Raw genomic sequence first — 19,593 nt, 5'->3', positions numbered from 1 at the left:
CTAAAATTCCCACGTTGTAATACTATCGCAGAAGCTAAAATTTTTAATACAGCACAAAGATTTGATTCACCTTTTCTCTATTGTTTGTTTCTAAGCAGTTGAAAAACAAAATAAGGCGCACCAATGACGGATACAATAATCCCAGCAGCTATTTCACCATTCTCTAAAATCAAACGTCCAGCGATGTCACTATATAATAGTAATAAACTGCCGATTACCGCCGTCATTACTATGCTGTAATTGTTCTTTTTCCCGACTAAATTGCTGGCAATATGGGGAGCAATCAAGCCAATGAAGCTGATACTTCCGGCAACAGAAACACTTACTGCGGCCAAACATAATGCAATCATTAAAAACATCAGCTGAGAAGCTTTCAAACGAACGCCTAGTCCAATTGCGATCTCATCACCTAATCCCAAAACCTTTAAGGTTCTCCCTTGCAGCAAAATGAACGGCAACAGTAGGATTAGCCAAGGAAGCAGCAAGAATACATGATTCCAGGTTGTTCCCCAAATCGTTCCTGCCAACCAGCTGGTAACAAAAGTATAGCTCTCTTCTGATGCACGAATCGTACCGACTAGCGTTAGTGCAGAGATCCCGGCATTGACTGCTACACCGGAAAGCAATAATCGATTAGGAACAATTTTTTCAGCTTGCCGCCCGCAGAAGTAAACCAACAGCGCAGCCATGAAACTTCCAACACAGGCAACTAACGGAAGCAGCCAGCTTGCCCGATTATTGGCAAAAAAACCGAGGTAGACCAAAACAGTCAGTCCAGCTCCAGCATTGATTCCTAGAATTCCCGGGTCGGCCAAGTCATTATGTGTAATGGTCTGAAACAGATAGCCGGATAATGCCAGTCCCATTCCGGCAAGAATTGAAACCAGCAAACGCGGCATCCGGAAATCAAACACGATTAATTGCTGTGCAGCTGTTGACTCTCCCGTTAAAACCTTGAATAAATCACCTAAACTCAAAGGCAGTGTTCCCAGCGTTAAGCTTAACAAGCAACCGATGACTAATAAACCAGCTAAAATAACCCAACTAAGTCTTTTCCTCATGACACGCTCCCCCTTCGTATTTGCAGAAGCAGCATAGGCACACCGATGATGGTAACTAATACTCCCACCGGTGTTTCTAGTGGTGGTGCGATCAAGCGGGAAGCGATATCAGCCACTACAAAAAATAAAGCACCTAACAAGGCTGAGGCCGGCAACACCATACGATAGTCTTGACCAACAAAATAGCGGACTACGTGAGGAACAATTAAGCCAATAAAGCTAACCGCTCCAACTAAAGAAACCGAAGTTCCAGCCAACAACAAGACAAAAGCCATGCTCCACTTTCTAATGGTGGCAGGTTTTTTCCCTAGTGTAATGGCGGTTTCGTCCCCCATGCTAAGTAACGTAATTTGCGGTGCTAAAAAGACGGCTCCGATTAACCCTAAAAGAATCAGCGGAAACCCCAATTGAAGCTGCTGCCATGAGATATTGGCCGTCCCACCAACATACCAAAAAGTCATATCTTGATTCAGCTGGAAAACTAAGCTGATACTCTGGCTGATTGCTGCAAAAAAAGCACTCAAAGCAGAGCCCAGCAAAACAATCCGGATGGGATTCATGCCTAGAGAAATTTTCGCTGAAGCCATATAAATGATTGCCAAAGCAACAAAAGCTCCTAGAAAAGAAGCAGCTATTGCCAAAACTGGATTAGGGCTGGCAGTTATAGCAAAAACTAAAGCCAAACCGAGACCTGCTCCCGCATTGATTCCTAACAAGCCGGAATCAGCAATTGGATTATTGGTAATCCCTTGCATCAATCCGCCAGCTGTCGCCAGACCTGCCCCGACTGCCACTGATCCCAGCATACGAGGTACGCGCAAAATACGAACCAGCTGCTGTCCTTGTTCATTGGCATCGAAGGCCGTTAACGCCTTCACTATCTCCTGCCAAGTAATTGCAACAGCGCCATATTTCAAGGAAGCAATCATGGCTAAGACGAGCAAAAAAGCGCCGACAATAAAAAAGCTTTTACGTTTCATCACTTGTCCTCCGCTTCAATAACTCATAGGACATAATCATCGGCTTTTGCTGACTAACAGAAGAATAGAAAACCGCCTGTATGTCGAACAGCTCCGCCATATTCTCCGTCGTAAACACTTCTTGAGGCGAGCCTTGAAAAATCAGCTGGCCTTCTTTCATGCCTAAAATATAATCAGAAAATCGCGAAGCATGATTCAAATCGTGGATCGTCATTAAAATCGTTTTCCCTTGGCGGTTAATATCCTGCAGTAATTCCAAAATCTCTAATTGATGCGCCGGGTCCAAAAAAGTTATCGGTTCATCTAGAATAAGGATGTCGGTATTTTGAGCTAATGCCATTGCTATCCAGACCCTTTGCTGCTGACCGCCTGAAAGTGACGTTAACGGGCGATCCTTCAAATCCATTAAGTCGGTTGCCTCCAGCGCCCATTTAATCCACTCGTGATCACTTTTTTTCAGACCAGAAAATCCGCTCTGGTAAGGAAAGCGCCCATATGCCACGATCTCTTCTACACTTAATCCGCTAATTTGGTCACTGCTTTGAGACAGCGAGGCAATTTTCTGGGCGACTGCTTTTGTCTCCAGTTGATGAATATTTTTCCCATCAATCAGTACTTCACCCTTTTTAGGCAAAAGTATGCGGGCCAAAGCCTTTAATAAAGTAGATTTCCCACTACCGTTCGGTCCAATCAAACTAGTTATTTTCCCGTCCGGAATATCGATACTTACATCGTTTAAAATTATTTTTTTATCATAGCCGACAGAAAGCTCTGTCGTTGTCAATCGGGTCATAACTTTTCTCCATTTCTTTGATAACCGTTCTCAATTATCGCCTTATTTTTCCAACACGTCAACTGTTCCTAAAGAAATTCGTTGTTGACAGTGCTTTAAATTTCAGTAATAATGGCTATTGAGAAGGATTCTCAATTAAATATAAAGGGGTTTATCCATGTTTAAAAATAGAAAAAGTATTTTAGCTGCAGCTGCATTGGTTGCTTTGTTAGGGTTGGCAGCCTGCGGTAATCCTGGCAATACCACCGATTCTAGTTCTTCTAGTGCAGCAGAAACAAGATCACTCACTGATGCTCAAGATCACACCGTCGAGATTCCCAATAAACCAAATCGGGTGATTGCTTCTTATTTGGAAGATTATTTGGTGGCTTTAGATGAAAAACCCGTCGCTCAATGGACGGTTGGTCAAGGCAGTATTCAAGACTACTTACAGGATGAACTTGAAGATGTTCCAACAATCAGCTACGATTTGCCTTACGAAGAAGTGTTGAAATATGAACCGGATCTGTTGTTAATCGGTTCCAGCGCCACAGTTGAAGGCGGAAAATACGACGAATACGCGAAAATTGCGCCCACCTATGTGGTAAAAAATGGCGATGGGGTCACCTGGGAAGATCAGCTGAACGAAATTGGAAAAGTCTTCAACAAAGAAGACCAAGCGAAGCAAGTTGAAGAAGATTATAAAACTTTGATTACGCAAACAAAAGAAGACTTAGGCGACAAAATCAAAGGAAAATCGGCTGCTGTTCTTTGGGTAACCAACAATTCCGCCTTTATGGTAGCGGAAGATCGTTCCAGCGGACGACTATTGTATGGCGACCTAGGCTTTGAAGTTCCAGAGTTGACCAAAGAAGTCAGCGAACAAGCCACTTCTGACTGGTCGGCTGTTTCCTTAGAAAGTCTGTCACAGTTAGATGCTGATTATCTTTTCTTAGTAAACAGCGATCAAGGAGCTGCTATGTTTGAAGATCCATTATGGCAAAATATTCCCGCTGTTAAAAATGAGCAGCTGCATGAATTTGGACCGGAAACCAGCTGGTTGTACAACGGACCGATTGCTTACACTAAAATGGTAGAAAACATCAACGAAGTCTTGAAATAAGCAATAAACTAACCAGACTAAAAAAATCCGAACGATAGTCAGCAGCTACTCATTAAGAGTACTGCTGCGACTGTTCGGATTTTTTGCTATTGTCTATTTTTTGCGACGGCTGCGACTTCGCGTTTCAACATTCAGCGGAGCTTCAGGACGGGCTAATAGCTTCAAACGATAAGGTTCATGGTAACGAATACCGCCTCTAACAAAATCGCCCCCTACAATAAACAGGCCTAATGGATGCAATTCGCTTGTTTGGTGAATCTGTCCAATTTTTTCAAGGTTATGATAACTGGTACCGATTTGTAATGAATAAGTTCCCACATGCTCCTGCTTCAAATAATAATACGGATATAAGGTATTTTCACTAATCAAAAAACCTTCCTCTTTTTCAACATTTCGAACCGATAATTCTCGACTGTCGATCATGGCTTGAATGTTTTCGGCTAACTTCAATTGATAATCTTCCATAAAATTGACTTTGATTTCTTTGGCGTCAGCTGTTGGAATAGCTTTTGACTGCTTCATATCTCCTTGAATATTGAAGGCATCATCCGGTAAATACTTGACGAACAACTGAGTTACATCTAATTTCGTATTTTTGTCTAAGAAATAGTAGAAGACATTCAGTACTAAAAAGTAGACTAAAACAATAAACACGACACTATATAAGAAAAATTGAACATAGTTTTGGTTTAACCATAAGCCGTAAATGATTCGCAAAATATAGACGGTGGGAAAAATGCTCAAAATTGTATAGCCGCGATTCAAATACTTGGGGCTGATATCCAAATAGCCTAAGAATTTATTCAGCCCATTAATAATATCTAATAAAAAGGTCATGGTGCATCCCTCGTTTCTGGTGCATTTGCCGGTTGCTGCTGTTGCACAGGTGCATTTTGTTCTTGTGTAGTCTCAGTTTCTGTAGACTCGCTGGACGAAGGCACTGTCTGGTTTTCGTAATTGCTTGGTGCAGAACTATCAGGTACACTTTGTTGCTGGTCGTCCTCGCTAGAGCTAGGCACACTTGTTTGAGGAACCATTTCAGACGAACTCGTATCTGGAACCACAACACTCTCGCTGGAAGTTGTAGAGGTTGTCGGCGTCTCGCTAATTGTTGTTTCAGAAGTAGTTGAACTGTCCGATCTCGGCTGACGATAACTTGCTCCATTCGCCACCCCTGTAGCTGTAGCTACTAAAATTGATATCGTCATCAGAGCGATCGGCTTTAAAATTGGTGGTACTTTCCGCAAAAAAATCACTCCTTTTCTTAAATGAACTTTCGATCAAGTAACCAAATCACTTTTTGGGTTATCTCTTGTTTTACCATTTGAAGTTTAGGTTTTCCTTATGAAACTATGAATATTTTTCAACTATTTCTTTCATTTGTAAAGAATAAAGTTCGCAATCCAATTCCAGGGGCTCGCTCCAAAAGCTTAAATGAGCTAAGCGTGAGAGTTATTAGTAAAATGTTATTTACTATTACCGTCATTAAGCGATTTTTCTTCCTACGAAAAATTCTTTCGAGATATAAATGAAAAAGTTTTAACCTTTTCATTTGACTAATAGAAAACGTTTTATACTTATTATGAAAGGGTAATCTTGTTGAATACGTTGGTTTAGTTCGACGGGGTGACATTTTTCAAATAAAAAGATTGGAGAAAAATGATGGACGAGAAAAAGATCCGCTGGTTCACGGTATCAATGATAGCCTTTAGTATGGTCTGGGGGTTTGGTAATGTAGTTAACAACTATGCTCAACAGGGACTATCCGTAGTTACCTCATGGATTCTTATTATGGCTTTATATTTTATTCCTTATGCACTAATTGTTGGTCAGTTGGGCTCTACCTTTAAAAGCAACTCTGGCGGTGTAAGTTCGTGGATTCAAGAAACTACCAACAGCCGTCGTCTGGCTTATTACGCTGCTTGGACTTATTGGGTGGTGCACATCACTTACTTAGCGCAAAAACCGCAATCGGTACTGATTGCCTTAGGTTGGGTATTTAAGCGTAATGGCGATGTTGCAACTAGTATGAGTGTACAAACCGTCGCAATTATTTCGCTGCTCATCTTTCTGGTATTCCTGTTCTTATCAACGAAAGGGTTAACTACCTTAAAAGTAATCGGGAGTGTCGCAGGTTCCGGGATGCTGGTCATGTCTATTCTATTTATTATCTTGGCAGTAGCCATTCCTTTTATGGATTCTTCCTTTACAGCAGCTACGCCGCAAATGGATCAGCTTAGCACTTATGTTCCAGATTTTAATTTAAGCTATTTTGCAACGATTTCGATGCTGGTTTTTGCCGTTGGTGGAGCAGAAAAAATCTCTCCTTATGTAAATTCAATTGACCGTCCTACCAAGAATTTCCCTAAAGCGATGATTTTCATGGCGGTAATGGTTGGTTTGAGCGCTGTTTTAGGTTCAGTCGCTATGGGGTTATTATTCAACAGTAACCGTATCCCAGAGGATTTGATGGCAAATGGTGCCTATAGTGCTTTTCAAATTTTAGGTAATCATTTCGGTGTGGGTGACTTCTTTATGGTAGTTTATGGCTTTGCTCAAGCAGCAGTTCAAGCTTCCGCCTTGGCCTTTTCAATTGATGCACCATTGAAAATCTTACTTTCCGAAGCGGATCCAGAATTTGTTCCCAGCTGGCTGCGAAAACGGACTTCTAAAGGAACCTTGATCAATGGTTACTTGTTAACTGGGGTTTTAGTCAGCCTGATTATTATCCTGCCGATTTTCGGGATTAAGAATATGAGCGAACTGGTTAAATGGCTAACCAACCTAAATTCAGTTGTTATGCCGATGCGTTACGTTTGGGTATTCTTCGCTTACATGATGTTGAATCGTCAATACAAAAAGTTCCATTCGGAATACAAATTCATTAAAAATCCCAAGCTCGGTTTCATTGTAGGCTTGTGGTGCTTTGCCTTTACAGCTTTTGCCTGTATCTTAGGGATGATTCCGAAAGCCGATTATGCAGCTGATCCTTCTTCTTGGATCTTCCAACTGGTTTCTAATATCTTGACGCCATTTGTACTGATTCTATTAGGGATGATTTTGCCAATGTGGGCACGAAGAGAACGAAGAAAGCTATCTTAATTAGACTAAAACCTGGAATCTCGGTTAAACGGGATTCCAGGTTTTTTTGCGAAAAAAAAGACCAAAATCCTTCTTTCAAAAGATTTCGGCCATTTTACTATTATTTTACTTCACGGTGTTGGCTGACGTATAAGCAACCAACATAAACTACTACAAAATTGACTGATAAACTGCTTAGTTGTGCATCAGCTACCTAACTGAAAACAGCTTAATACAATCAGTTTTGTAATCAAAAGTTGTAATCAATTTTCAATTGATCTGGGGCAAGCTGCCGCTCTAATTTTGAGCGGCTTTTTATTCACCTTTTTTTACTTTCTCCCACTCTTTTTTATAGTAATCACGCAGAATAACAGTAAGTTGATCCGCTTTTTTTGAATTCTCCCTCCAAATTCTATCTGTTATTCTCAGATGCTCAATAAGTTGATTTTCGCTTGCGAACTGATCCCATCCAGAATTTAGTGAATAATTTCTCAACTCTTCACTTATCTCAAACGCTAGATTAACAATTCTATTGTTTTCCTCATTATCACTAAAGTTCAGTTTAATTAACATAAAGTTGTTTGTTACACTCTTCAATAGTTCATTGATGTTTTCAGCTCTTTTTTCCATATCTTGATTAAATACTTTTGAACCCTTTTCCATCCAATAAGTGTACTCGCTCCTAGCAAAGTCTCTCTCTTCTCGAGATAATTTAGCGTTTTTACTTCTTTCAAGGTTTACTCCTGCATCTATTTTTATCCCGTTCAATTGAACAATCTTCTGAACGAACATTTTATAGTTCGAAGCTAAGGTCACTGAATCTGTAAGGAATGTAGTTGTTAATATTTTAGTATTGTCAATCCAATGCATTCTAGACTTTGAAATGATGTCAGCATCAATTTTCTTTTGGTCCATTTCCTTCTGAACCTCCATAGTCTTTTTAGAGTTAAAATAACTCAGTAAGGAAAATATAAAAGATACCATCGCACCAAACCCTGCTACGATTGCTGCTATACTAGCCCATTGGAACACTCCATAAGAGTCATAGAAAATATTCATGTTAAACCTTCCTTCATTTCTACTTGAGCATAACAAAAATTCGCAGTTATTTGACTAAAAAGATAAAGTTCTCCATCTTAATTGATCCAATGAAAAAGAAAGCACTCCTGGTCTATACAAAGCTGTCCAAATTGAGGAAAATTTTTACAACTTAATTTTTGTATTGTCAAATGCTTTCACCAAGTCACTTCTTTGTATACGTATCGTATTCTCACCCCAGACCATTGGAGTTGCTCCATTGGCTATTAAATAGTCTAATGTTGCATCACCTATTCTAAGAGTCTTTTTGATCTGGCTCTTACTTGGACAAGGAGGCAGATCGATAAATTTAGTCCAAACTTCCATTTCGTCTTTTAACTTTTCAACGACTAACGGAACGACCATCTCAGCTATCTGCTCCAATATTTCGTCTGGGATCGCAACCTTTGTTGTTACTTCTACTTCACTTATATCGTTCACACCTTTCATTACTGTTGAATAATTACATTCAGATAGTTTTAAACCCATATACGATTTTACTACTTAGCTTTTTTCGTCTTTAAAACCTTTGGCTGTTAATTTGTTGTTGGTTGAATTTTTTTGATAAGGCACTAGAACAGTTTTGTTAGTTATAGGGTCAATATATATATTATCAGTGTTCTCATAACCTAAAATCTTCCTTCCTAAAACTGTAGGTTGTGGATTATCGGGTGGCCACATGACACCTATCACTCTTGCATTCATATGTTGGTATATCTTTATAATTTGAGGAGCACCACCAATAGTCGAATCTAGCCCACTATCCTCTATCAACATTTGCACTATAACTTCAAGAGGTTCCATATCAAAATGCTTTTCATTTTTGAAAAAGTCCAATCCCTCGCGTAATCTTCCTAATTCGTAATACTTTTTAATTGCATCACGCTTTCTGTCCCCTGCGAATATTATGTTACCAGTTGGTTTGGTATTGTACATTGATTCGGCAGAAAATCTGTTAATAGGTTTATTGTAACGAATTCTCCATACTTGGAATTTTTTCTGCTTCCAACTATATCCGCCAAAGAGAAATTCAATATTTTTAAAAGTATCAATTTTTATTTCGTTCCTTATTTTTTCAGGAAATCCATCAAAATTTATTGATCGTATTAGCGAGTTTACCACATGCAATAGATGACCTTTCAAATCCGCAATATCCATAAATCTATTTTTTGAACTGTTGTGTGCCATGATAGTTGTTTCTAATTGACTAATCAACGGGAATGCTACATCAGTATTTCCGGCAAAGGAAATGAACGCATCGTCTCTTGGTAAAATACTTAGTTTCCTACATTCATCCCAAACAGTCCCATTTCCTGAGAGCCTACTATCTGAAACAACATATAACTCCTCACTTTCACAAAATTCGCGTATCCAAGCACAAGTAATTGTCATATTAATCCCCTTTACTAAAATAATAGCAAAGAATAAGGACAGTTACGAGTGTTATTAAGCTTTATTCATTCCTTCAACTCCACGAATTTCACGATCGGCAGCCCGCTTATCCTGCCACATTATAGCTTCATCAAGCTTTGTTAAAGTGATGGAGTTTTCTCGGCGTGGGAACTCAGCGTCCAATGCTGCTAAACGATCACGACAAACCTGTAAAACATCTACGATCTGAACACTATTTACACCAGCTTCTTTCACTGGACCTTCTTGCCACTTGATATCAATGTTTCCCATTCTTTTTTCCTCTTTTCTTATTAATCTTAAACGCTGGCCCCTCGACATCAACGGTGATGGTCACCTTATCGTTGAACTTATCGGGGACCTTAATTTCTTTCAGTGCCTGAATGATTGCTTGTTCTGTAGTCGCAGCAGTGACAAAGGTGAAATCGTGCCACCTTCCTCACACAAGCTTCATTGTCACCTTGAATACATACCTCCACCTCGTTTTTGAGCATAAAAACAGTACTCAATCACTTCATGCAATTGAGTACTATTTTTCAATAATTTCAATAGTTTTATAATCAGATTCAGCATAGATGCAAGTGCCTATCACAATTTCTTCCTCTCCAGAAATAGATGTATAGTCGTCCGTCCAATCGAGGATCTCTCCTTCAATTATTTCACCATTATTAAAAGTCAATCTAGCATGCTTACCAACTAATTCCCATAATTTCATAATGAGCTCCCCTCCTTTGGATACATTGGAACAATATGTGTTCGATTTTATTACTTTCCTTCTTTAGCTTTATCCCATTCCTTTTTTAAATAGTCTCTAAAAATCTTTCTAATACTCTTTGCGAAACCAGTCATATCTTTTTCTGTTTTTTCAACGTATTTGTAACCCAGTTTATCTCTAGCAGTACGATAAACATCAATTACCAGATCGACTGATGAAGTAATAGTATTTTCAATCTCCTCATGCTCTTTCTGCACACTAAACTGCATCAAAATTCTTTCGGATAAACTTATTATCTCATTTTTTAAGCTATGCATTTCCTCTAGCTCTAGCTTCCTATTCGAAACTGCCTCCGGCAACTTGTCACTTGTTTGCCATAATGGTGAAGTCTCATAAATATGAATCGCATTATCCAGGTTATATATTTTTTCCATCGAATCATTAAAACAGAAAAGACAAGCTATATAGTTTGAGGATAAATCCCTAACATTTGTAATCCATTCAATCCTTGCTTTCGCTTTTAGGTTAGCATCGATATCTACCTGCTTCATTTCGCGGGTTAAGGCCCTGGTTTTCTGTTGTATAGAAAGTGTTAAGGCATCATTTTGTTTCTGAAGTTCTTTTTTAAAATTATTATCCCGCTCATTCTGTTTATTGAGAAAAGCTTCATTTTTTTCTCCCTGTATCTCTTCAAAGCTATGGTTGTTTTTTTGTAGTTGAAGACCCAAAATTGCACTAACCACGCCTCCAACAGCAGCGCCGGCAAATGAGGTTAATAAAATCAAAAAATTCACTAAAACCACCCCTTTTTTTATTTTCATTATACCAGAGTAGAATAGATTCATTTGCGGTTTATCAACAATAAATCTACCAAAATCAAAGCCATTAAATCACTAACCGAGTTCAACTCTATTTTCTCTGGCCTGCAGACCGGCAAGTTATTTTCATATTATGGAATTGTTTCTTGAAGTAAAAGTAGTCTTTCTCCTACAAGAAAAGACAGCCTTTTATGACTGTCTTCCATCTTCTTTAATCTCTAGAATATTTTTACGAAAAGTACGTTTCTTGCACCTCATTAGAAAAAGCAATTCGAAAGTCTTTTGATTTCTCTTGAATCTCTTCAGCGGTTAAAGCCTGTAGCGGATTAGCTTCATCTGTTGAAGGTATTAATCCATTATCTACTAGTATACTTACCAATAATTCATTCTGTAATTTTAACTTGAACAGCTCAGTAGACAGTGCTGCATTGACGCATTCTTGAAAAGTTTCGTCCTGTTTTACGGGCTCCATATAAGCAAACAAATATTTATGTTTGCCTTGATGTTGCTCAATGCATCTCAAAACTCTTAGATGATAAACCTTGTTTCCTGCAACAACTTCGACAATCTTTTGATCAAAGAAAGATTGTTCAATTTGTTCACGATCTAAGCTGCATCTAATTTTTTTCTTGATTAGATATTTGTCATTAATCTGAGACAATTGAGCTTCAAGAGTTACTCCGTTTATTTGTATAGTCAACTCTATTCCTCCAGTTAATCAAGAGGTCCCCGAACTAAATATGGACCTCTTGATATTTTATATTAGTAAATCAATTCAATTCTTCCAGTTTTCTTGTGGTATCTATTGATACCCTTAACAGCAACTTCGCCTAATCTAGTGCTATCCACTTGGAGGACAACTTCCAGCGTGGTGTCTTCATTGTTACCACTACTGTTGGTGACACCTAGAACGCTAACTAGCTGCATAACAGCTTCAGTAACCTTATTGCCGATCGAGCTGGCCATCTGGTTTCCAAGATCGGATAAATCCGCTCCTTTGAAACTTTCTAGTGATCCCCTTCGGCCGCTGCCGCCAGTTGCTGACATTGAGGACGGTTGTGTTGAACGAAATACTTCTGGCATTGTCAATTCAGGAACACCGTCCATGCTCATAAAATCGAATGCATCGTTCATCAGCTCCAAGGCCCTGGCAGGTTTAGTCAAAGGTAGAATCATTTCAGCCTTATTGCCTTCAGCACCTTCGAAAAATCCATGCTGGGTGATCATTCCTCCATTTTCAAAACCAGTGAACCGATTGATCATATCCACTACCATGCTGACTACTGCGTCTTTAGCAGTTTTCACAAAGCCTTTTGCAATCGAAAACATTGGGTCTGACATTCCTGATAGATCAGCAAACTTGGAGATAGCTTCATTAACCAGATTTGACGGATTTGAGATAATTCCCCATATACCACCTAGCTCATCCGAGTCAAATCCCCCGGAAAAGAACTTCTTGAACGTGCTGAATATTCCGCCAGCGTAGCTAGGAACCATATCACCAGGTAGCACTTGAGTCCCACGTGGGAGATCAACTAGCATGTTTTTCTTGCGTGGGAACATGCCTAACTCACCAGTTGGTAACCTGAACATCTCCTGCCAACGTGACCCCGGACCATCGTTGACCAAAGCGGGGCCTCCTGGATGGTAGCTAGTCCCTTGAGCATAGTAAGGAACTTCCCATCTATTAATGCTCCAGCCAGCGTTGACAGCGCCGAGAACCCTGTTAATACCGCCAATAACGTTGTTAACGGCCCGAGCTATCGGTTGAGCTATCGTGTTTGCTATGTTACGGATCGTGTTACCAATAGCATTGATTCCGTTACTCAATCCATTTGCGATTTTCCCTGGAAGTTCAGCAGCCCAGCTCCCAATCTTTCCAAATACATCGGAGGCTGTGTTTCTTACGGATTGTAGTCTATTAGAGACTCCATCTTTGAGAGAGGTGAATGCTTCAACAGCCCGGGAACGTGCATTATTTGCTCCGTTCCTCACAGCGTCAGCAGCGCTAGACATTTTACTACTTGCCGCTGATCTCACCTGTTCAAATTTGTTAACTGTGTTGCTCCTCAAATTTTCCCAATTCGATGTAGCCCAGTCTTTTGCATTACCGGCTTTCTCACTAACAGTGTTGGCCATTTCCGTGCCTTTTTCAATGGCAGCCTTGACCATTTCTTTATTGACAGTAACAAAGGTATCTTTCATTGTTGTGAACTTCTCTGATGCCCAGTCCTTTGCATTACCAGCTTTTTCACTGACAGTACTAGCGATTTCACTAAACTTTTCACTTGTAGTCTGAGCGATTGATGATGCAGTTTCAGAAACAGTAGTTTTTAGTCCTTCCCATTTTTCTGAGACCCAATCCTTCGCTTGGCCAGCTTTTTCAGATACTGAGTTTGCAATATTAGAGAATGTTTCCGTGATTCCGGTCCATAATTCTGAGGCTATTGTCACGACCGCTTCTTTCATCTGGGTCCATTTTTCCGAAATGAAATTCTTGATATTTTCCCAAGTTTCCGAAGTGAAGTCCTTAATTGCTTGCCACTTTTCGCCGATCCAGTCGGCCAACTGTCCAGCTTTTTCTTTCATCGTGTCCCAATTTTTATAAAGAAGAACTCCAACTGCGACAACAGCAGCAATCGCCGCTGTAACCGGACCTCCAAGTAATCCAACAAGCGTAGTCAATCCGAGCTTAACTAAAGAGAATAATCCAGCCAGTGATTTGATTGACGAAATAATATTGAATATTCCAGTTACGAAACCAGCGATACCGGAAAGGAGTTTAGCTCCTGCGATAACTGCTGCAAAAGCGCCAACTAAGGTCACGAAATTCGCAAATCCTTCCTGATGTTCGTCTATAAATTCGCCCAGTTTGGTTAGAGCTTTCCCTATGCCTTCAAGGATTTTTACTATTGCACCCCCAGTCCATTTTGCTATGGGTTGTAAAAAGGAGTCCCACAACCATTGGAATGTTGGTTTTAAAGCTTCGATCACGCTGTTGATTAATTTTAATGCACCCGAAAGCATATTCAGAAACGCCGGAATCAAATCTTGAATCGAGTAGCTCGCCAGCGGCAGCAGCACATTCTTGTAGAACCACTCAAGCCCATTGCCAATGTTTTTAGTCAAAGGTTCAATTGCTTTCAGCAACTTATCAATAGACTGCAGCAGCGGTGTGAAATCGAGCGTTTTAGCCCACTCTGCTGTTGCTCTAGTAATATTGTTGATGTTGCCGAGAATACCCTCGATCATCCGCAGTATAGTCTTGAAGATCGATTCACCAACAGCACCTTGCTTCCATGCTTCAGTAAAGCGAGTAGCCAAGTTGGCAATAGTGTTATTGATGTTTGTGAAAATCTCTAAAAGGTGAGCAGCGATTCTCTGCCCTAATCCATCATCATTCCACGCATTTCGGAAAGCTACTGCGATTTCATGCAGCATTACCAAGATTGCATTGAACATATCGAAGATAGATTGAATGAGCGCTGTACCGCGGCCGCCATCTTCCCATGCACGCCTAAATGCTCCAGCAATATCCCCAATGATGGAGAGTACATCAGCTAGCAGTATCAGCAGATTCTCGACAAATCTCTGCCCGGTCCCGTTGGTCCACACTTCCATGAACGAGCGGCCGATTGCCTTAATCAAGCCCATCACTTCGCCTAAAGCGTATTTCCAAGCATCGATTACTTTCTGACCTTGTGCATCCCAAGCAGACTTAATCGGGTCGAATAATTTCGACATAATTTCTTTGAACTTGTTAGCAAAATTGGTCAGCCATGCTGGAGTCTCTGGTTCGGCACCCGACCAATCCAAACCTCCTGGTGTGCTCGGTTCATCAAGCGAATCATCGCTATCGTCATCCGTATCAAACTTAAGTGTGTTGATCTCATCAAATCCCATCAGGACTTGTTGAAGCTTTTTCACTTTTTCTTTCGCCTTATCGGAAGACTTGCCCGTCTCTTTCATAGCATCAATGTTAGACTGGAGCCCCTCAGCACCTTTTTTGGCAGCTGAATAGGTCGTTCCGAATATCGTTGCTATGAAACTAGCAAGGTACCCTGTTAACTTAGCAATTCCTGCCATCAGCGTATTAATCGCCGGCATTATTGCGGTGTAGATTGGATAAAAGGCTGTGAGTAGATTAACTTTGATCTGATTGAGCGAACTAGCAAATTGTTCGTTGGTCTTCATTGCCGACCATAAACCGCCGGCTAATTTCATAATTCCTTGATAAAGAAATGTGAAAAGGAACAATTGAGACCATAGCATTTTCATTGAACGGCCGAAGCCACCCATGGACTTCGACATCCGGTTAGCTCCGCTAGATACCTGGTTAGATTGCCTACTGAAGATAGAACCCATCCGGCCAACGCCATTCTTGAAGGAATTGCCTGCACTAGTGAACACACCCTTTAACCGGGAGAAAATCCCTTGAGTGGTTTTACTCTGACCAGCAAGGTTTCTCATGCCGTTAGTGGCCATGGCAGTCTTTGCTCCGGTCTCACCGAGTTCGGTATTCAATCCAGCTAAAGCGCCCTTTAACATACCGGATCGATCATCCATGGTCCCGAGTTGTTGCATGAGCTTGTCATTCTCAGCAATAAGCTTCTGCATCTTAGCTTCAATCTTGGCGATCTCACTAGAAGTTTTAGCGGAAGACTTAGTATCCTCGAAGCCTTTAGTCTGCCAGCCGTTCTTGCCGAAGCTGCCCTTCTCAATTTGCTGGTTACGCATTTGTTCATTCAGCGCTTTGACCTTCTGCCGCATTCGCTCTATTTGAGCTTCGTTCTGCTGCATTTGCGTCTCGCCGCGTTTGATTGATTGAGGAATTGCGTCATATTCAGTTTTCAGTTTACGCACAATAGCTTGCGCATCACTTTGTGCCCTGTTCATCTGAATTTGAGCATTAGCTATTTTTTCGTCATACTTACTAACGGCTTTCCCGTCACCAGAAATAGCAGCACCATTCCTGTCACCAGTTAAGTTTGCAATCTTCTGTTGAGCTGCACGAGCTTGTTGCATTTTCAGATTCGCTTTATCAACGGCAGTCTGAATATCTTGAGTCATTTTTGCAGTTCCTTTTGAAAATCCTTTAGTCATTGCAGCAGCAGAATTTTTCCCGGCTTCGCCTGCTTTTTGCTCGGTCTTGTTAAAGTGCTTGTCAGCTACTGCCGACATTCTCTCAAAATTCTTAGTAGCCTTATCGAATCCAGCTGTAGAAGAAAGATTTTTCTCAATTTTTCCAATGCCGTTATTAGAGATAGAGGACAAGCGATCCATAGTGTCCTGCATTTGATTTAGGAAGGGGCTCATTTTCTTCTCAATTTGTTCAATGTTAGCATCGAAAATTATTTCTAGAGTTTCTAATTCCATGTTCTTCCTCCTTTCTAAAACTTACGTCTTCGATTTGAAGAACTTATTTATTTTTTTAGATAGTACTCTAAATGTAGTTCTTCTCAATATTCTCAAGCACATCTCTGGCAGGCATTGTCAGTACTTTAGCTTCAAGTTCCCTTGCACACTCAGCGCCTACAGCATTTGTGCTTTCACCTTCAGATAAGTACTGGCTAATACCAGTTTTACTTTCTATTTCTTCAACAGCTTGTGCAATCGCTGTTTCTTTATAGTCATAAACTTCAACAGCTGCTGCCAAAATCAATTTCGCTGATTCATAAATCTTGTTGGTAACTTCATTTTGCTTTTCATCAAAATTATGCTTAACTTGTGATAGAATAATCTCGCGGGTTAATCGAGATAATTCTTCAGACTTATTTGCCTTTTCCGCTGTAATTTTTTCGTGTAAAGCTTCGCACATTTTTTTATACTTTAGATATCCATCTTCTAAAATGCTCAGTTCCTTAGTCTTTCCGAAGCTTGGTGAAATCTCAAGTTCTTTATTTAATGCATCGATTTCTTTTTGGGCTTCACTCATTTCTTGGCGCATAGAGTGATACTGCTGCTGCATGAGTTTGATTGATTCAGTAATTTCATTTATTTTTTTGTAATTGTCTGCCATCTGTTTCAGCTCCTAGTCTTTAAAATATTTACTTTTGCTACGATTTCCAAAGGCTCGTTTTGCGATTCTTTTTCCCATTTCACCAGGTTTAGCGGTATTGGTATTCTCTGCTCTAAATTCTCTAGCTAATAATTCTTGATCCTCTAATTGTTCTACTTCTAATCGGGCAATCTGTGATGGAGTGAGCCCGTATTCATTACCTAAGACTTTAGCCATTCTCTGAACGTCTGTGCCGTTTGTTTGAGAAATCATTTTGCTTTCTTCAGTCATAATTGTTTCCTTCTTTCTTTTTTCGTTAATTGATCGCCATAGTGTACCATCATGAGCCCCATTAATTTACTAGCATTTACCTCAGTGAGTACTGCAATGAACAGGTTTTTATCGTTGTCAGAACAGGATTTGATTCTTTTGTAGTACTTTTAATCATTTGGAGTACTTTTTGTAGTACTACATTTCTCTGTTCAACATACTTCTGAACAAAAAACATGGTGCAAATTTAGCGTTACTATTCGAACGTTACTTTTGGTTGCATCTTTTTTGCACCCCTAAAGGTTGCAACCATACTTTGATATACCTGGAACCTAAATATCCATCTAAGCAGCATAATTGAGTTTTGTTTCTTGTTTTGGGTTAAGTTTGTTTCTACAATTCCGCTTAGTGCTTTAATCCTCTTTAGCAACTTGCCTTTCGAAGATTTTAATAAAATCATTAATTGATATTGGATCTAAAACATATTTCTGAGCTGCCAATTTGAGAACGACTCTAGCTACCGATAAGTTTCGCCTGTTTAGTAATTCATCCTTTTTCAAAGCTTTGGCTTTCTCAATAAATTCTCTCAGCAAATGCTGGTAAATAATATCTTCATAAACTTTCATGCGATCACCCCTTTCTTATTTCAGATTTATAAACAACCAGCTCAAGTTCAGTGCAAAATTGCAGCATTGCTTCTTTTGATTCTTTGATGATTACGTCTCTCCCAAAAAAAATTCGTTCTGATATTTCTTTAAGAGTCAGGTTATTAAAGTATCTCAAGAAGAATATTTTCCTTCTTCTTTCTGACTTATCCGGTTTGACATGGGATATAGCCGAATAGCCTTGGACAAATAAATTATGTAGTTCATTGAACTCTTCTAAGGCATCTTCATGTTGAATAAGTAAAACCTCAGATTGCCCGCAGCCCTGATTGATTGTTGATGGAGGAATTAAGCTAAACGATTGTGTAACTCTAGGCATTCTTGTTTGACCAACACGTTCCCTTGAAATTTGATAGGCATTAACAAATACAGAAAAATTTTTTCTGGTGACTTCCCAATCTATTTCATCTGGGTCAGGCTTCTGATATTTGGCTATATTAAATTTCAAGAGATTCACCCTTCCCATTTTATTTCTTGGCAATAATCATCCCAATTGCGTGAGCAAACTGAACAATACATTTTGTTGACTCCTGAGAAACAAGATCTTCGCTTACATGGTTTCGTTCTGCTGTTACATATACTGAGTACCCTAAAATGTAGCGATCATAAAATATTTTCTTTTTCCTTTTGCTTATTTCAGGTTTAAAAGGATGTTCAATAGCAGAAAAACCTAAAACGAATTGCTCATGTAATTCGAGAAATTTTTCTTTTATTTCTTCGTTATAGATTAGTATTTCTTCAGCTTGTTTACTTACCTGATTTGATGAAATTGGAGTAAGTGATAAAGAAGCTGTTACTTTTGGCTCTCTTGGCTGGCCAACACGCTGTCTATAAGCCAGGTATGCACTTAGGAAGATACCAACATTCTTTTTGGTACTACGGATATCGACATCTTTTATCTCCGGACATAAAAATTCTGCTATATCAAATCCCAATCTATTCAACCTCCAAATCACTAAACAAAAAAAGAGAACATAAGGGGTCCGCCGAAAATTCGACTAACCTCTTATGTCCTCTGGTTTTCCAGTCAGACTATTCAATTTTTTGAGAAATTGTTGTCTCCGTACGAATCACTTTGCCATTTTGAACAATTAAACGAATCTCACCAAATTTTGGGAGCTCGATAGTTTCCGTCTTACTGTTGGTATCTAAATATAGTGTATCATTTTTCATGAGTCAAATCTCCTTCTGCTGCCTTCAATTTGGCTATTTTTTCTGTGTTAATACTAGAGCATTAATCTTTATCTCACGAGTGATTTATCTACTCATTATTACCATCTAAAGCGCAAGAAACACCATATATTACATCATTGAGATTGGAAAGTATCTCACTCATATTACCTAACGCTCTTTCGTCAAATAATGTCATGTGCAACTCGACTAAGCTCTCATGATCCTTCTTCATTTGAAAATTAAGGCTTAATAAATCAAGGTAATTCTTAAGCATATCAATTTGGCAAATCGATGTACTCAGGCTTACTGATAAGCTTTCAAGTTCTTCTTTAGTTGCTACATTCAGTTTTGATTGTTCTTCCATTTTTCTATCCTCCTAAATTTAAAGATATTGTTCCATGAGCTTTTTCGTATTCTGCTAAACTTATTGATTCCCACTTTGTTTCTTCT

At 39.6% G+C, this 19,593-nt stretch carries 22 protein-coding genes; 2 read left to right on the top strand and 20 right to left on the bottom strand.

What is annotated here, in order from left to right; genetic code table 11:
• Positions 1-77 precede the first annotated feature (77 nt).
• The 3 genes from JZO70_RS10335 to JZO70_RS10325 are packed head-to-tail and all read right to left on the bottom strand — an operon-like array spanning position 78 to position 2,834.
• Complete coding sequence (locus tag JZO70_RS10335; RefSeq protein WP_207673489.1) at positions 78-1,061, bottom strand: FecCD family ABC transporter permease; 984 nt, start codon at positions 1,059-1,061, stop codon at positions 78-80.
• On the bottom strand, positions 1,058-2,041 hold the full coding sequence (locus JZO70_RS10330) for a FecCD family ABC transporter permease (RefSeq protein WP_207673488.1): 984 nt from the start codon (positions 2,039-2,041) through the stop codon (positions 1,058-1,060). Before JZO70_RS10330 ends, JZO70_RS10335 begins: the two co-directional genes overlap by 4 nt.
• Positions 2,031-2,834 carry an ABC transporter ATP-binding protein gene (locus tag JZO70_RS10325; protein ID WP_207673487.1) on the bottom strand — a complete coding sequence of 268 codons (804 nt, stop codon included), beginning with the start codon at positions 2,832-2,834 and terminating at the stop codon, positions 2,031-2,033. Before JZO70_RS10325 ends, JZO70_RS10330 begins: the two co-directional genes overlap by 11 nt.
• Before the next feature lie 157 nt (positions 2,835-2,991).
• Between JZO70_RS10325 and JZO70_RS10320 the strand changes: the two genes are divergently transcribed.
• Positions 2,992-3,936, top strand: a complete 945-nt coding sequence (locus JZO70_RS10320; protein WP_207673486.1) for an ABC transporter substrate-binding protein — start codon at positions 2,992-2,994, stop codon at positions 3,934-3,936.
• 93 nt (positions 3,937-4,029) lie between these two features.
• On the opposite strand, the gene JZO70_RS10315 is transcribed toward JZO70_RS10320, so the two are convergent.
• Both JZO70_RS10315 and JZO70_RS10310 read right to left on the bottom strand, forming a co-directional pair.
• Positions 4,030-4,773, bottom strand: a complete 744-nt coding sequence (locus tag JZO70_RS10315) for a DUF6681 family protein (protein WP_207673485.1) — start codon at positions 4,771-4,773, stop codon at positions 4,030-4,032.
• Positions 4,770-5,183, bottom strand: coding sequence for a hypothetical protein (locus JZO70_RS10310; RefSeq protein WP_207673484.1), 414 nt, complete (start codon positions 5,181-5,183; stop codon positions 4,770-4,772). The genes JZO70_RS10315 and JZO70_RS10310 overlap by 4 nt, the downstream gene beginning before the upstream one ends.
• Before the next feature lie 415 nt (positions 5,184-5,598).
• On the opposite strand from JZO70_RS10310, the gene JZO70_RS10305 reads away from it, so the two are divergent.
• Complete coding sequence (locus JZO70_RS10305) at positions 5,599-7,038, top strand: amino acid permease (RefSeq protein ID WP_207673483.1); 1,440 nt, start codon at positions 5,599-5,601, stop codon at positions 7,036-7,038.
• A gap of 294 nt (positions 7,039-7,332) precedes the next feature.
• On the opposite strand, the gene JZO70_RS10300 is transcribed toward JZO70_RS10305, so the two are convergent.
• The 15 genes from JZO70_RS10300 to JZO70_RS10230 form a co-directional block, all read right to left on the bottom strand.
• Positions 7,333-8,076 (bottom strand): hypothetical protein, encoded by a 744-nt coding sequence (locus JZO70_RS10300; RefSeq protein ID WP_207673482.1) that lies wholly within the window; start codon positions 8,074-8,076, stop codon positions 7,333-7,335.
• 144 nt (positions 8,077-8,220) lie between these two features.
• Positions 8,221-8,583 (bottom strand): hypothetical protein, encoded by a 363-nt coding sequence (locus JZO70_RS10295; RefSeq protein ID WP_207673481.1) that lies wholly within the window; start codon positions 8,581-8,583, stop codon positions 8,221-8,223.
• Between the two features lie 15 nt (positions 8,584-8,598).
• Positions 8,599-9,486 carry a hypothetical protein gene (locus tag JZO70_RS10290; protein ID WP_207673480.1) on the bottom strand — a complete coding sequence of 296 codons (888 nt, stop codon included), beginning with the start codon at positions 9,484-9,486 and terminating at the stop codon, positions 8,599-8,601.
• 54 nt (positions 9,487-9,540) lie between these two features.
• Positions 9,541-9,777 carry an Acb2/Tad1 domain-containing protein gene (locus JZO70_RS10285; RefSeq protein ID WP_207673479.1) on the bottom strand — a complete coding sequence of 79 codons (237 nt, stop codon included), beginning with the start codon at positions 9,775-9,777 and terminating at the stop codon, positions 9,541-9,543.
• 256 nt (positions 9,778-10,033) lie between these two features.
• Positions 10,034-10,219: a 4-hydroxy-3-methylbut-2-enyl diphosphate reductase gene (locus tag JZO70_RS10280; RefSeq protein WP_207673478.1), complete on the bottom strand. Its 186-nt coding sequence runs from the start codon at positions 10,217-10,219 to the stop codon at positions 10,034-10,036.
• A gap of 50 nt (positions 10,220-10,269) precedes the next feature.
• The gene (locus JZO70_RS10275; RefSeq protein WP_207673477.1) at positions 10,270-11,013 is read right to left on the bottom strand and encodes a hypothetical protein; all 744 of its coding nucleotides are present in this window, start codon (positions 11,011-11,013) and stop codon (positions 10,270-10,272) included.
• A 253-nt stretch (positions 11,014-11,266) separates the two neighbouring features.
• A complete protein-coding gene (locus JZO70_RS10270; protein ID WP_207673476.1) occupies positions 11,267-11,737 on the bottom strand; it encodes a hypothetical protein in 471 nt (156 codons plus the stop codon).
• 62 nt (positions 11,738-11,799) lie between these two features.
• Complete coding sequence (locus tag JZO70_RS10265) at positions 11,800-16,413, bottom strand: hypothetical protein (RefSeq protein WP_207673475.1); 4,614 nt, start codon at positions 16,411-16,413, stop codon at positions 11,800-11,802.
• A 67-nt stretch (positions 16,414-16,480) separates the two neighbouring features.
• On the bottom strand, positions 16,481-17,056 hold the full coding sequence (locus JZO70_RS10260) for a hypothetical protein (RefSeq protein WP_207673474.1): 576 nt from the start codon (positions 17,054-17,056) through the stop codon (positions 16,481-16,483).
• 12 nt (positions 17,057-17,068) lie between these two features.
• Positions 17,069-17,326: a hypothetical protein gene (locus tag JZO70_RS10255; RefSeq protein WP_207673473.1), complete on the bottom strand. Its 258-nt coding sequence runs from the start codon at positions 17,324-17,326 to the stop codon at positions 17,069-17,071.
• Between the two features lie 392 nt (positions 17,327-17,718).
• Entirely contained in the window at positions 17,719-17,931 is a 213-nt protein-coding gene (locus JZO70_RS10250; RefSeq protein ID WP_207673472.1) for a hypothetical protein, read from the bottom strand.
• Between the two features lie 4 nt (positions 17,932-17,935).
• A complete protein-coding gene (locus JZO70_RS10245; protein WP_242703890.1) occupies positions 17,936-18,418 on the bottom strand; it encodes an ArpU family phage packaging/lysis transcriptional regulator in 483 nt (160 codons plus the stop codon).
• A gap of 19 nt (positions 18,419-18,437) precedes the next feature.
• Positions 18,438-18,905: an ArpU family phage packaging/lysis transcriptional regulator gene (locus JZO70_RS10240; protein WP_207673471.1), complete on the bottom strand. Its 468-nt coding sequence runs from the start codon at positions 18,903-18,905 to the stop codon at positions 18,438-18,440.
• A gap of 97 nt (positions 18,906-19,002) precedes the next feature.
• Positions 19,003-19,143 carry a DUF2292 domain-containing protein gene (locus JZO70_RS10235; protein ID WP_207673470.1) on the bottom strand — a complete coding sequence of 47 codons (141 nt, stop codon included), beginning with the start codon at positions 19,141-19,143 and terminating at the stop codon, positions 19,003-19,005.
• Positions 19,144-19,231: 88 nt separating this feature from the next.
• Positions 19,232-19,507 carry a hypothetical protein gene (locus tag JZO70_RS10230; RefSeq protein WP_207673469.1) on the bottom strand — a complete coding sequence of 92 codons (276 nt, stop codon included), beginning with the start codon at positions 19,505-19,507 and terminating at the stop codon, positions 19,232-19,234.
• Between the last annotated feature and the right edge of the window lie 86 nt (positions 19,508-19,593).

The organism is Candidatus Enterococcus moelleringii, assembly GCF_017377575.1.
Taxonomy (GTDB): Bacteria; Bacillota; Bacilli; order Lactobacillales; family Enterococcaceae; genus Enterococcus_A; species Enterococcus_A moelleringii.
This window is presented reverse-complemented; position numbering and strand designations above follow the sequence as displayed.

Bases quoted from the DNA above. Each gene is read 5' to 3' on its own strand.
- JZO70_RS10335 (WP_207673489.1), bottom strand. From the start codon at position 1,061: ATGAGGAAAAGACTTAGTTGGGTTATTTTAGCTGGTTTATTAGTCATC.
- JZO70_RS10330 (WP_207673488.1), bottom strand. From the start codon at position 2,041: ATGAAACGTAAAAGCTTTTTTATTGTCGGCGCTTTTTTGCTCGTCTTA.
- JZO70_RS10325 (WP_207673487.1), bottom strand. From the start codon at position 2,834: ATGACCCGATTGACAACGACAGAGCTTTCTGTCGGCTATGATAAAAAA.
- JZO70_RS10320 (WP_207673486.1), top strand. From the start codon at position 2,992: ATGTTTAAAAATAGAAAAAGTATTTTAGCTGCAGCTGCATTGGTTGCT.
- JZO70_RS10315 (WP_207673485.1), bottom strand. From the start codon at position 4,773: ATGACCTTTTTATTAGATATTATTAATGGGCTGAATAAATTCTTAGGC.
- JZO70_RS10305 (WP_207673483.1), top strand. From the start codon at position 5,599: ATGGACGAGAAAAAGATCCGCTGGTTCACGGTATCAATGATAGCCTTT.
- JZO70_RS10300 (WP_207673482.1), bottom strand. From the start codon at position 8,076: ATGAATATTTTCTATGACTCTTATGGAGTGTTCCAATGGGCTAGTATA.
- JZO70_RS10295 (WP_207673481.1), bottom strand. From the start codon at position 8,583: ATGGGTTTAAAACTATCTGAATGTAATTATTCAACAGTAATGAAAGGT.
- JZO70_RS10290 (WP_207673480.1), bottom strand. From the start codon at position 9,486: ATGACAATTACTTGTGCTTGGATACGCGAATTTTGTGAAAGTGAGGAG.
- JZO70_RS10285 (WP_207673479.1), bottom strand. From the start codon at position 9,777: ATGGGAAACATTGATATCAAGTGGCAAGAAGGTCCAGTGAAAGAAGCT.
- JZO70_RS10280 (WP_207673478.1), bottom strand. From the start codon at position 10,219: ATGAAATTATGGGAATTAGTTGGTAAGCATGCTAGATTGACTTTTAAT.
- JZO70_RS10265 (WP_207673475.1), bottom strand. From the start codon at position 16,413: ATGGAATTAGAAACTCTAGAAATAATTTTCGATGCTAACATTGAACAA.
- JZO70_RS10260 (WP_207673474.1), bottom strand. From the start codon at position 17,056: ATGGCAGACAATTACAAAAAAATAAATGAAATTACTGAATCAATCAAA.
- JZO70_RS10255 (WP_207673473.1), bottom strand. From the start codon at position 17,326: ATGACTGAAGAAAGCAAAATGATTTCTCAAACAAACGGCACAGACGTT.
- JZO70_RS10250 (WP_207673472.1), bottom strand. From the start codon at position 17,931: ATGAAAGTTTATGAAGATATTATTTACCAGCATTTGCTGAGAGAATTT.
- JZO70_RS10235 (WP_207673470.1), bottom strand. From the start codon at position 19,143: ATGAAAAATGATACACTATATTTAGATACCAACAGTAAGACGGAAACT.
- JZO70_RS10230 (WP_207673469.1), bottom strand. From the start codon at position 19,507: ATGGAAGAACAATCAAAACTGAATGTAGCAACTAAAGAAGAACTTGAA.